Genomic DNA, 14,739 nt, shown 5'->3' with positions numbered 1-14,739 from the left:
GCTTCTGAGTCAGCGTCAACAAGTGCATCAGCCTCAGCAAGCACCTCAGCATCTGAGTCAGCGTCAACAAGTGCATCTGAATCAGCAAGTACATCCGCTTCTGAATCAGCGTCAACAAGTGCGTCAGAATCGGCAAGCACCTCGGCTTCTGAATCAGCATCAACAAGTGCATCAGCCTCAGCAAGCACAAGCGCTTCTGAATCAGCGTCAACAAGTGCAAGCCAGTCAGCAAGCACAAGCGCGTCAGAGTCAGCGTCAACCAGTGCGAGTCAATCAGCAAGCACCTCGGCTTCTGAATCAGCATCAACAAGTGCATCAGCCTCAGCAAGCACATCAGCGTCTGAGTCAGCCTCAACAAGCGCGTCAGCTTCAGCAAGCACATCGGCTTCTGAATCAGCGTCAACAAGTGCAAGCCAGTCAGCAAGCACATCAGCTTCTGAATCAGCGTCAACCAGTGCGAGTCAATCAGCAAGCACATCAGCTTCTGAATCGGCGTCAACAAGTGCCTCAGAATCAGCAAGCACATCAGCTTCTGAATCAGCATCAACAAGTGCATCAGAATCAGCAAGCACATCAGCTTCTGAGTCAGCATCAACAAGTGCGTCAGAATCAGCAAGCACAAGCGCTTCTGAGTCAGCATCAACAAGTGCATCAGCCTCAGCAAGCACAAGCGCTTCTGAATCAGCGTCAACAAGTGCGTCAGAGTCAGCAAGTACATCAGCTTCTGAATCAGCGTCAACAAGTGCGTCAGCTTCAGCAAGCACATCAGCATCTGAATCAGCATCAACAAGTGCCTCTGAGTCGGCGTCAACAAGTGCGTCAGAATCAGCAAGTACATCAGCTTCTGAGTCAGCATCAACAAGTGCGTCAGAATCAGCAAGCACATCAGCTTCTGAATCAGCATCAACAAGTGCCTCTGAGTCAGCGTCAACAAGTGCATCTGAGTCAGCATCAACAAGTGCCTCTGAGTCATCGTCAACAAGTGCATCAGAATCAGCAAGCACATCAGCTTCTGAATCGGCATCAACAAGCGCCTCTGAATCAGCATCAACAAGCGCTTCTGAGTCAGCATCAACAAGTGCGTCAGAATCAGCGTCAACAAGCGCCTCTGAATCAGCATCAACAAGCGCCTCTGAATCAGCATCAACAAGTGCGTCAGCCTCAGCAAGCACAAGCGCATCTGAATCAGCGTCAACAAGTGCCTCAGAATCAGCAAGCACATCAGCATCAGAATCAGCATCAACAAGTGCGTCAGAGTCAGCAAGCACATCGGCATCTGAATCATCGTCAACAAGTGCGAGCCAATCAGCAAGCACATCAGCTTCTGAATCGGCATCAACAAGTGCCTCTGAGTCAGCAAGCACATCGGCCTCTGAATCAGCGTCAACAAGTGCGAGCCAATCAGCATCAACAAGCGCTTCTGAATCGGCATCAACAAGTGCCTCTGAATCAGCAAGCACAAGCGCTTCAGAATCAGCATCAACAAGTGCGAGCCAATCAGCAAGCACAAGCGCATCTGAATCGGCATCAACAAGCGCATCTGAGTCAGCAAGCACATCAGCATCAGAATCAGCATCAGAATCAGCATCAACAAGCGCATCTGAGTCAGCAAGCACAAGCGCTTCTGAATCAGCATCAACAAGCGCGTCAGAGTCAGCAAGTACATCGGCTTCTGAATCAGCGTCAACAAGTGCGTCAGAATCAGCAAGCACATCGGCTTCAGAATCAGCATCAACAAGTGCCTCAGAATCAGCAAGCACATCAGCCTCTGAGTCAGCATCAACAAGTGCGTCAGAATCAGCGTCAACAAGCGCATCTGAGTCAGCATCAACAAGTGCGTCAGAATCAGCAAGCACATCAGCATCTGAGTCAGCTTCAACAAGCGCGTCAGAGTCAGCAAGTACATCGGCTTCTGAATCAGCGTCAACAAGTGCGTCAGAATCAGCAAGCACATCGGCTTCAGAATCAGCGTCAACAAGCGCCTCTGAATCAGCGTCAACAAGTGCTTCAGAGTCAGCAAGCACAAGCGCATCTGAATCAGCGTCAACAAGTGCGTCAGAGTCAGCAAGCACATCAGCCTCTGAATCAGCATCAACAAGTGCGTCAGAGTCAGCAAGCACATCAGCCTCTGAATCAGCATCAACAAGTGCGTCAGAGTCAGCAAGCACATCGGCTTCAGAATCAGCGTCAACAAGTGCCTCAGAATCAGCAAGCACAAGCGCATCAGAATCAGCAAGCACATCAGCATCTGAGTCAGCAAGCACAAGCGCCTCTGAATCGGCATCAACAAGTGCGTCAGAATCAGCGTCAACAAGCGCGTCTGAGTCAGCATCAACAAGTGCGTCAGAATCAGCGTCAACAAGCGCATATGAGTCAACATCAACAAGTGCATCTGAATCAGCATCAACCAGCGCATCAGAATCAGCAAGCACATCAGCCTCTGAATCAGCATCAACAAGTGCCTCAGAATCAGCAAGCACAAGCGCGTCAGAGTCAGCGTCAACAAGTGCTTCAGAGTCAGCAAGCACATCAGCTTCTGAATCAGCGTCAACAAGCGCATCAGAATCAGCAAGCACATCAGCTTCTGAATCAGCGTCAACAAGTGCGTCAGCCTCAGCATCAACAAGTGCCTCAGAATCAGCAAGCACAAGCGCTTCTGAATCAGCATCAACAAGTGCGTCAGAGTCAGCAAGTACATCAGCTTCTGAATCAGCATCAACAAGTGCGTCAGAGTCAGCAAGTACATCAGCTTCTGAATCAGCATCAACAAGTGCGTCAGAGTCAGCAAGTACATCAGCATCTGAGTCAGCATCAACAAGTGCGTCAGAGTCAGCAAGTACATCAGCATCTGAGTCAGCATCAACAAGTGCGTCAGAATCAGCATCAACAAGTGCGTCAGAATCAGCATCAACAAGTGCATCAGCCTCAGCAAGCACATCGGCATCTGAGTCAGCATCAACAAGTGCAAGCCAATCAGCAAGCACATCAGCTTCTGAATCGGCATCAACAAGTGCATCAGAATCAGCAAGCACATCAGCATCAGAGTCAGCATCAACAAGTGCGTCAGAGTCAGCAAGCACATCGGCTTCTGAATCGGCATCAACAAGTGCATCAGAATCAGCAAGCACAAGTGCTTCAACAAGTATGTCAGTTCCGGATAGTACTGATAAACCGAACTTTAGTTTGAGTGACAGTGCTTCGCAGTCAACGAGTCTAAGCGTGTCAGTCTCAACATCAGTGTCTATGTCGACTTCAACAAGTACGTCACTTTCAGGTGTAGCTTCTGAGAGTACTTCAACGTCAAGCTCACTTGTTGGATCAAATGTTGATCATTCGACTTCACACGTAGGAAACGGTACGGGATCGACAGCTAAGTCAAGACAACAATTGCCAAATACAGGTACAGAAGCTTCCAAATCATCTGTACTCCTAGGTGCTTTGGCTGCTGTAACAGGTCTAGGTCTGATTGCGAAACGTCGCAAACGTGATGATGAAGAAGAAATGTAAACAATCTTTCTGTAGCAGATTCATCTGCGAATAGATGATTGAAAAGTGGGTGGAACAGAAGTTTCGACCATAAGAAAAAGTGAACAAAACTAGTTTTCTGTAAATCAGAATTCGGTTTAGTTCACTTTTTTGTTTTGTTGTAGAATGAAACTAGAATAGTACATCACAGCTGACCACTATACTAATGTAAAATAACCTCATTTTTGTGGCTAGCATCCTATTCAAGAAGCTTCCTGGTGGAACTATATGTTGAACTTGGACAACTTTTATTATTTGCTTGTTCCCAATATATAAAGAAAATGTATGCGATTTTTGATCTTGTAATAGATTGAAGTTAAAAGACTAGACTGCATCTTCTAAAACATTCCTATTAATTGGATAATTAGTAGATAAAATCGACAGCTGGATCCGAGACCTTACCTGGATTTAGTCTTTGAAGCGGGTTTGTTGTATAGGAAATCCCAAAAGATTAACAGTCGAAAGTAAATATCTTATCTCTAATTAAAAAATAGGCTAAGGATTTTTTTGCAGGTTATGGATAGCTTATTTATACACTCAACAAAAATTAAAAAGTGTATAGAGGTTGTAGATAAAGAGGTTGGTCAAAAACTGAATTTCATACTCAATGAAAATCAAAGAGAAAACTAGGAAGCTAGCGGCAGGCTTTACTTGAGTACGACAAAGTCAAGCTGACCTTGTTTGAAGAGATTCTCGAAGAGTTTGATAAATAGAGATAAATACAGTTTGTTGAAACTAGAATAGTACACCATAACTGATAAAACGTTTCTAGAAATTAATTTGATTTGTTCGTATCTTATTTTAATCTACTATATATAAGCGATAAAGATATCATACGAACGAAACATTCTATAAATAATTATCAAATGAAAACGCTGTATTATTCATATTAAAGACGTCTGAAAATGCTTATACAAAATATAATATAATTAATATAATATCAAAATTAAACCAAAACAAATTAGTTATAAATTAAACTATTTTATAAAATGATGGAGGAATCGGTTTCAGAAAGTCTGTAACAAAAATTTAATATTTCGCAATTCAGAAACATAAAAACGCTTAAAATTTGGACTTCTCCCTTTTGAAAACGTTTAAAATTGTCATTTTTCTAATATTTATAAAATGTAGCATATCCACCTATAATATCTATATAAAATACTTTTTTTTTTTTTAGGTAAAAATGTTTTGAAACTTATTGAATTACTTGCATCTAAAGTGTATAATATAGATTGGTATTTTATTGATAAATACACATAAATTTAATTGGAAAGGAATCTAAAAAATGTTTTTTAGACGCCAAGAAGGTGAATATAGAGAGACGGATCGTGTGACCCGTTTCAAGTTGATCAAGTCGGGTAAGCATTGGTTGCGTGCCTCGACCTCTCAATTTGGCCTCTTTAAAGTCTTGCGTGGTGGTGTAGATGCTGCTCAGGTAACAACTGAAGTAATTGAAGAGCAATCAGCAAATACACTAACAGGATTGGATATCCTGAAGGGGATAGCCGCAGCAGGGACGGTACTTGGAGGAGCAGTTGCAACACAAACAACTGTTTATGCCAACGACGCTCTTGAAAAGACAGTAGAGTCAAATCAAACACTTGCAAATACAGACACAGTAACTTTGGGAACAGTAAAAGATCAGGAGGGGGCTCAAGCCGACAGCCTATCAGTTTCTGTCAGCCAAAGCCAATCCTTGTCTGAGGAAGCTTCCAAGAATGCAAGTAAGCATCTTTCAGAAAGTGAAAGCCAATCAGTAAGTACTTCAACAAGTGCTTCTGTATCAGCAAGTACATCTGCTTCTGAAAGTGCAAGTACAAGTGCATCTGAGTCAGCCTCAACAAGTGCTTCTCAATCACAAGCTGGAGTAACTTCTGAACTTGCAAAACCAGCAACATCAGAGACAGCTTCAAACAAAGAGACATCTGTTCGTAAGGAAGATGCAGCTAACGCAACAGCTGATGCGGCTCTTTCAAAAGTTATCACTGAAAGCCTCGCCTCTCTACAAGCAGTTGAAACTCGTTTGAGCCAAATCACATCAACGACTTCAAGTTTGGTGGATACAACGACAACAGCTGCCGTAGCGACTACAGTATCTGCTGAGAGCAACAAGAAGGCTCAAGAAGACCGCAAACGTCTATCTAAAATCTCAGCGACTATGGGAGAATACCTCGCTAAGTCTATCGGTCTGCCAAATACAGAAGCAGCGGTTGCTAAGGTTAATGCAGCTGTAACAGCTATAGAAGAAGCATTGAAAACTCCAAATGCTGACTTGACAGCAGTTATCAAGCAAGCTACATCTGCGCAAAACTCAATCGTCAATGCTGTCCTCCGTGCTAATAACGGTAAACGTGATTTTCTTAATGGTAAAGCGATGAAACCAGGGACACAGTTCCGTGTTCGTAATGCACAAACTGGTTCAGGTGCCATTGGTGAACAGACTGAAAATCTAGCAAATGGTGAAAGTATCAAGTATTTGACCTCAGGTGAAAACACGAATGTTAAACAACGTGTTGAAACTTCTGTTGATCTGAAGGCAGAACCTGTATACGCGGAGAACGGTAAGATTACAAAGATTATCTGGACGCTCATGTCTAACCCTCGTCAGACCATGAACCAGACCAATGTTCGTCACTGGATCCAAATCCCTAGTCAGGTCAATATGCCGACAACGATTGCTGATGCTTCTTATACAAGTACTGCAACCGGTCATCGTCAGACGGATATGACGGGACTTCCGATTTCGAAAAATCCATCAGATAATATGATGCCGGCTGAATATAATGGTTTGAGACGTGCTACAAATGGAACATTATCAAAGGCACAATATAACACTGTGGACAAAGGTTTTGTATCATTGAACAGCCAAGACGAGCAGTATAACCTCTTGAAAGCTCAGTCTTATCACAATACAGGGAACTCTGACAAATGGCGTAAAGCGACTTGGGAAAATAACATCAAGCCAGCTATTCTTTGGACCAACGAAGCACGCGTCCTTTGGAATAACGTTAACGTTGGTGACCAAGGACGTGTTGCGGTAACCCGTTTTGAAACAACAGTTCCAGATAACGTAACCAATGGTGACCTCAAGAACATGAAGGTTATGTATGGTGAAGGAACTCACAGTACAACTTGGGCAGGGATTGGTATCCATACCAACCCATTGAAATTAAATAATGTCCAAGCCTATCCTTTTGTAGCTCGTGATAGCGGAACTTATATCGTAAATCAGGTTGAAGCTCCATACAATACATCTGAGTTTAATAAGGCTGGATTGAAATGGTGGTACTCAAATAACGATACAAACCAGGCTTATACGGATCCTAACCAGTACTTAGTTCACCCAGGAACTCAAAACTATGCTGGATCTAAAGGACCTGCTGGTACAACCATTGAATATCGTACAAAAGGTACCAATACCAAAGTAGAGGCTAACCAAGTTGGTCGTACACCAGGGGTATTTGAATACAATATCCACAGACAATTCCCAGATAATACTGGTGCAGATACACCAGTTAAGTTTGTTGTAAAACCAAAAACTCCAGAAATCACAACAACTCTACAAGATAACGTTTCATCTCAAACCATCACTGTAGAAAATGCAACTCCAAACAAAAAAGTGGTTCTTTATAAGAACGGATCTGAATTTGCTACAGCGACTGCCAATGCACAGGGTGTTGCTACCTTTAGCAATGTCCAGATGGCAAATCAAGATAGCTTTAATGCTAAGGTGAAAATTGAGAACCAAGCTTCTTATCGTGATACTGATGGAAGAGATAAAAACTATGTTGAGTCTGCCTTCAGTAACACTGTAAGATCTCGTTTCACAGATACAGAAAAACCACAAATTACGAAAATCGTAGCCAATAAAGGTGCTAAGGTAGATGATGCAAATCCTCGTAAGATTCTCGTTTATCGTGAAGAAGAGATTGATGTCGATATCAAGTTGACGGATAACACTGGACGACTAGATAAGATCAAAGTCCGTGATAATAATGGCAATGCAACAGCTCCAAGTGGCAAGTTTGAGACAAGTGATATTGTTGAAAGTTCAAAACAAACAGCGATGAATTTCACGACAAATCAAAATAGACTTGGTCAAGAAGGAAGTGCAACAGCCAGTCAGCCAAGTGTTGTGAAATTGACAGGTCATGTCGGAAAAGCCTATACAGGTAATTCAGGTTCTTGGACTCGTTATGTAGCAGGTTATGACCGAGTTGGTTTGACAAATGACAATGGTACGACGAACGATAATAACGATGCAAAAATCACAGTTGAATATCGTCCACAAACTGAGAAGTACACACCAACAACTACAACTCAAAACGTAGATATCCAAGAAAATGGACGTGTTCGTTTTGATAATCCTGAAACTTATATCACCAACCGTTCAAGTCTCCCAACTAACGGAACAACAGCTGGGACTAAGACAACCTATGCTTGGGCTGATACAGAACCAACAAACTGGACAGCAGGTCAACATACACGTGATATTATAGTTACTTACCCAGATGGTTCAACAGATAGAGTTACAGTACCGTTTAACGCTCGTGATAATATTGCACCGAATGTAACAGTTCAAGGAAAAACTCTTTCTACAACTCGTCCTACTGAATCGGATGCACCGCTCTTTACAGTCTATCGTGGCGCTACCTTTAACCCAATCGTTAAAGCTTGGGATAACTCAGGTAAGTTGACTAAATTGCAGGTCAGAAATCTACCAGGTGGTGTGACATCAGGAAACTTTGCAGAGCAAACTGGTAGAACAGAAAGCAACCAGTATTCTGGACGTCTGATTAATGGAACAGTAAATGATAATCAAGCGCTTGGTACTCACATAGCTGAAGTTATCGTATCGGATGGAACAACTGAAGTAACTCGTTACATGAAGTACCGTGTGGTTGATGTTGTTCGTAAAAATACTGCTACTAATGGGGAAGTATTTAAAAACGTCGGGGATACTCTAGGGGATGCTCACCAATATATTGCAACAACAGGAATTGCAGCTGGTACAGAACAAAGTGATACTTACTTCCCAGGTGGTATGACCTTCAAGTGGAAGGATGCCAATCGTTATGATGTAAGTAATGACAAACAATTACAAGCTCCAGGTAAATGGACCCATAATGCGATTGCAGAATTCCCAGCAGAGACCAAGGATACAAGCAGTGAAACACGTACAGTATTTGCGACTGATAAAGAAATTCAAGTTGCCTTGGTTGCTAGACCAACAAAACCAGCCATTAACGTGGACGATTTTGGTAACGCGACAGTAGCTCCAAAAGCATCAGAAAGCACTGTCAATCAGATGACTATTGCCTACACACAAAAGGGCACAAATGCTTCGAAAACGCTGACAGCCACAAAAGCAAGTAATGGTCGCTGGAGCTTGAATGAAACGCCTGCAGGTGTTTCGATCAATCCTACTACTGGTCAGGTGAACTTTACAGATGCAGCTGTTGCTACAAATACAACCATCACTTCGACGACTAGTACGTCAGATGGTTATTCAAGTGACCCTTCAACTGCTCGTAAGGTGGCAGGAGATACGGTTGCTCCAGTAATCACTGCAAACAATGCGACAGCAACATCAGGTGAGCACGTGGATATTCCATTGACAGCTGTCGATGAGGGTGTTGGTCTGGCTGATACAGATGGTGTTGTGATTACAGGCCTTCCTGCAGGATTGCACTATGAAAATGGTAAAATCACTGGAACACCTACAACTAAAGGTACGTCTACAGTGAAGATCGTTGCCAAAGATAAACGTGGCAATACTTCAACTAAGACAATTACCATCGCTGTTCAAAGTCAGGCTGACAAGTATAATGTAACAACTAAAAATAATGGCAACTTTTATGCAATTAAAGATGAAGATGTAGCTAACTTAACACCGAGAGACTTCGTCAATGGTACTATTCCAGAAACAGCTAAAGCCACATGGAAAACAGCGCCAACGACAGGTGAAGTTGGTTCAGGAAAAGCAGCTGCTGTCACGATCACTTATCCAGATGGTTCTACAAAAGACTTGAACTACACTTACCAAGTCTATCCAAAACTAGAAACTCTGACTAATAATGGTCAAACAGGTAACTTCCACTCCTTCAAAACGTTCAATAAGATCGGTGGAGACACATATGTTTATACAAACATGGTAAATCGCCAAGGTTTTGCTGGGCTACCTGTTAAGTGGAAATATGACTACCGTCTCAATAACGAAGGTGAGAACTTAACAACACCTGTAGGTAATGATTACTTTAGTAGAGTCTGGAATGTAGACAACATGGCTCATAAGACGGATTACAAGCTGACAGCGATTTATCCAAACGGACGTTTCGGTGCGGTAACTGCTGATAATCCAGCTCTTGAAAGTTCAACAACATGGCGCTACTCAGTTTATGATTATGGTGCTAAGCAAGTGTTTGAAACATCTCAAGGTGATCTTGCTGGTCTTGGTAGCATGGTAACAGCTCCAAAAGATGCTGTAGTTCCTAAAGATGGACGAACAGAGGCACCAGATGCGACGAAATATACATGGCACCAAGGTGAACAACCAAATGATTCAACTGTTGCGAATCCAGGTTTCTCTATCCATAGAGTTAATATGGAGCTTCCACCTGATTCAAGTACGGTAATTCATAAATTATCTGATAAAGCAAACTTTGAAATTCCAGTAGTTGTTAAAGTTAATCCAAAAACACCAGTTATTGTAGAAAATACAATTTCTGAAAAAGGTGGTTTGCCAAATCAATCTATTCAGATTGACAACGTTGTCGGAGGTGCGACGGTAACTCTTACTATTGGTGATAAGACATTTACGAAAACAGCTGGACCTAACGATACAAGTGTAACCTTTGGTCCTACTGACTTAAAAGCAGCTTATGACGCAAATAATGGCCTTCTTCCAACAGGAAATGTTACGGTTAAGCAAGAAGTAACTCGCCAAGATCCTAGCGATAATAATGCAAATAAAGTCTTGACCTCTGCAACAGCAACTGGATCGATTACTCGTGAAACGGAAGCTCCAGTCGCTCAAGATACAGTTGTAGAAGTTAAACAAAAGGATGGTAGTTGGGCTCCAGTTCCTAAAACAACTGATGCAAATGGTCTTACAACGCATACTTTCTATGCAGGTGATGAACTTCGCTTTACAACTAAGTTCACAGATAACAGTGGTAAGATTGCAAATACCGTCGTAAGACAAGGTTCAAACACAGCTGGAGCTACAAATAACGTTCTACATAGTACTTGGGGAACTGCTGCTGACAATAATATCACAACAGTTACACCAGCTACTGCAACATCACCAGCAACAGTTACACAAACTGGTACAGTGGATGCAAATCTTCAGTATAGTGACGGTCAACACGATACTCGTGCTATTGTCGCAGAAGATACAGTAGGAAACCGTTCTGAGGGTAGCCGCTTCCGTCTGAAACAAGGTAAGTTGTCAGAGAAACATAGAGGTGTGGATCCAGAAACTAAGTTTGAAGTTGCAGATGTAAACAACTTGACAGCAGAAGAAAAAGCGAAAGTACTTGCAGCAATCAAAGCATCAAATCCACAAACAGACAAGCAAATCGCTTCATACACTCAAAATGATGACGGATCAGTCACAATCACCTACTTGGATGGAACAAGTAATCTCGTTCGTCCAAACGTTAAGTATGGTGTGGAAAAAGTTTCGGATAGATTCTATGCTGTAAAAGATGAAAATGTAAACGATTTGGATCTTCTTACTTTTGTTCGTGGTATCGGTGGAAAAGATTTACCAGAAGGTACAAAAGTTACTTGGGAAACAGCTCCTACCTTTAATGAGATTGGAAATCGTACAGCTTACTTGAAGGTTGAGCATCCAGACGGTACAGTTACCCCTCATATCGAATACAACTATACAGTTCTCAAAAAGCTTGAAACATTTACACGGGATGGTAAAACTGGTAAATTCTACGCCTTTAAAGCAGATAGAGGAACGGATTCGGTTACAGGTGGTGGCTATGCCAATAACATTGGTGGATTCTCTAACTTATATGTAAATGATAATAAACTTAATGACTCGACTGACCCAGGTAGCTACTCATTATCGAGCTTGACCTTTAAATACAAGCTAAATAACGATGAAAATGCTATTCAAACTGAGAAGGTTAATACTACCTTTAGTAACGTATGGCACACAACTAAGGTAAGTGATGCGGATAATCAACCTCTAGCTCACAATACGACCTATACCGCAGTTGCGAACTATTCTAGAGGACGTTTTGGTAATGCATCAAATGGTGATCCTGCCTTAACAAGTACTGTAAACTTTGACTACTCAGTAGTGGATCCAGTAGCTAAGAAAGTTTATGAAACAACGGTTGGGGCTACAGGTCCACTAGCAGATATTATTAACACTCCAGGTAATGCCATTAAGAATACAGATATCGTTCTTACTACGAATCCTGTTGATGGCACTGCTACAGCTGTTTCAAGTACGGAGGCTAACTCTGCTACAGCTGCTTCTGGTACGACGACTACTCAGACTGTTCCAATGCCAGATGGTGTCGATTTTGCATGGGAGGGGACAACAGCCCTAGATGCGGATAACATCGTTGCTGCTCCGGGTTACTATACACGAAATGTCAGAGTTACTCTACCGAAAAGCACTACAGAAGGTGATAAGCCTAGAAACAGTCGAACAGTTCCAGTAACTATCAAAGTCAACCTACCAACACCACAAATCGCAGATGATCAAGTAACGAATACAGGTGGTCTTCCAGAAAAAGGAATCACTGTGACGGACGTAGCACCAGGTGCGACAGTAACCTTGACAATTTCTAATAAAACAATTGGTACTAAAACATTTACTAAGGTAGCTGGACCTAACGATACAAGCCTGACCTTCACGCCAACAGACCTTGCAGAAGCTTACAATGCTAATAACGGTTTGCTTCCAACAGGAGACGTAACAGTTAAACAAAATAAAGACGTTTTAAATCCTGCAAATAACACAACAGAGAATTTCGAATCAGGAACAACAACTAAAACAATTACTAAGGAAACTGAAGCGCCGAATGTTACTGTTAAGGTTGAAGTATTTGATAAGTCTGAAAATAAATGGGTAGAAGCTCCTAAGACGACAGATGGTAAGAGCAAAATCTACGCTGGAGATAAATTCCGTGTTACTGTAACAACTACTGATAACAGTGGTAAGGTTAAAAATATTGAAGCTTGGAATAACGCTACTAACGAAAAAGAAGAATATGTAACGAAAAATCTCATTCCAAGTCCATTTGCAAAAGATGGTCTTGCGAAACAAACGACTAATACAGTTACGAATGCTTCAGTAGCTCAACCAGACACACGTCAATTGACAGAAGAAGGAACTTATAATCCTACTCAGACATATAGTGCAGATAATAAGTGGACACAATTTGCACGGGTTCGTGACTTGTCGGACAATACGACTGCTGCCGAATATGGAATCCAACAAGCTCCTCTAAACGAGAAGTATGAACCAGCAGTACCAGCAAGTATTAAGGTAACAAACAAAACGAATCCAACAGCGGAAGATAGAGAAAAAATTCGCGCAGAGATTGAAAAACTAAATGCTGGTAAACAAATTAAATCAATCTCTGTTAATGAACGTGGATTGGTAACTGTTACTTACGATGATGATACTGTTGATCCAGTTACGCCAACATTAGATGATTCAGATTACAAGTCTCAAAAAGCATCTGAGTCAGCAAGTACAAGTGCATCAGAGTCAGCATCAACAAGTGCGTCTGAATCGGCAAGAACAAGCGCAAGTCAATCAGCGTCAACAAGTGCGTCTGAGTCGGCAAGAACAAGTGCAAGTCAATCAGCAAGCACCTCAGCTAGCCAGTCAGCATCGACAAGTGCAAGCCAATCAGCAAGCACATCAGCTAGTCAGTCAGCGTCGACAAGTGCGAGCCAATCAGCAAGCACCTCAGCAAGTCAGTCAGCATCGACAAGTGCGAGCCAATCAGCAAGCACAAGTGCTAGCCAGTCAGCATCGACAAGTGCGAGCCAATCAGCAAGCACATCAGCTAGTCAGTCAGCATCGACAAGTGCAAGTCAATCAGCAAGCACCTCAGCAAGTCAGTCAGCGTCGACAAGTGCGAGCCAATCAGCAAGCACCTCAGCAAGTCAGTCAGCATCAACAAGCGCAAGCCAATCAGCAAGCACGTCAGCTAGCCAGTCGGCCTCAACAAGTGCGAGCCAATCAGCAAGCACCTCAGCTAGTCAGTCCGCATCGACAAGTGCGAGTCAATCAGCAAGCACGTCAGCAAGTCAGTCAGCCTCAACAAGTGCAAGCCAATCAGCAAGCACCTCAGCTAGCCAGTCGGCCTCAACAAGTGCAAGCCAATCAGCAAGCACAAGTGCTAGTCAGTCCGCATCGACAAGTGCAAGCCAATCAGCAAGCACCTCAGCTAGCCAGTCGGCCTCAACAAGTGCAAGCCAATCAGCAAGCACGTCAGCTAGTCAGTCGGCCTCAACAAGTGCAAGCCAATCAGCAAGCACAAGTGCATCAGAATCAGCATCAACAAGTGCGTCAGCATCAGCAAGCACAAGTGCATCTGAGTCAGCGTCAACAAGTGCGTCAGCATCAGCAAGCACAAGTGCATCAGAATCAGCGTCAACAAGTGCGTCAGCATCAGCAAGCACAAGTGCATCTGAGTCAGCGTCAACAAGTGCAAGCCAATCAGCAAGCACAAGCGCGTCTGAGTCAGCATCAACAAGTGCGTCAGCATCAGCAAGCACATCGGCATCTGAATCAGCGTCAACAAGTGCAAGCCAATCAGCAAGCACAAGCGCATCTGAGTCAGCATCAACAAGTGCGTCAGCATCAGCAAGCACAAGTGCATCTGAGTCAGCGTCAACAAGTGCAAGCCAATCAGCAAGCACAAGCGCATCTGAATCAGCATCAACAAGTGCGTCAGAATCAGCAAGCACAAGCGCTTCTGAATCAGCATCAACAAGTGCGTCAGAATCAGCAAGCACAAGCGCTTCTGAGTCAGCGTCAACAAGTGCGAGCCAATCAGCAAGCACCTCAGCGTCTGAATCAGCGTCAACAAGTGCGTCAGCCTCAGCAAGCACATCGGCATCTGAGTCAGCTTCAACAAGTGCGTCAGCTTCAGCAAGCACATCGGCCTCTGAATCAGCGTCAACAAGTGCATCAGAGTCAGCAAGCACAAGCGCTTCTGAGTCAGC

General features: G+C 43.1%; 2 protein-coding genes. Both read left to right on the top strand.

Features of this window, described 5'->3' with window-relative positions; genetic code table 11:
- Positions 1-3,507, top strand: a 3,507-nt coding sequence (locus tag QM424_RS09675) for an LPXTG cell wall anchor domain-containing protein (RefSeq protein ID WP_414394522.1), incomplete at its 5' end; no start/stop codon positions are given.
- 1,303 nt (positions 3,508-4,810) lie between these two features.
- Positions 4,811-14,739: accessory Sec-dependent serine-rich glycoprotein adhesin (locus QM424_RS09670; RefSeq protein ID WP_414394520.1), on the top strand; the 9,929-nt coding region annotated here is incomplete at its 3' end.

The organism is Streptococcus mitis (assembly GCF_047464945.1).
Lineage (GTDB): Bacteria > Bacillota > Bacilli > Lactobacillales > Streptococcaceae > Streptococcus > Streptococcus mitis_EA.
This window is presented reverse-complemented; position numbering and strand designations above follow the sequence as displayed.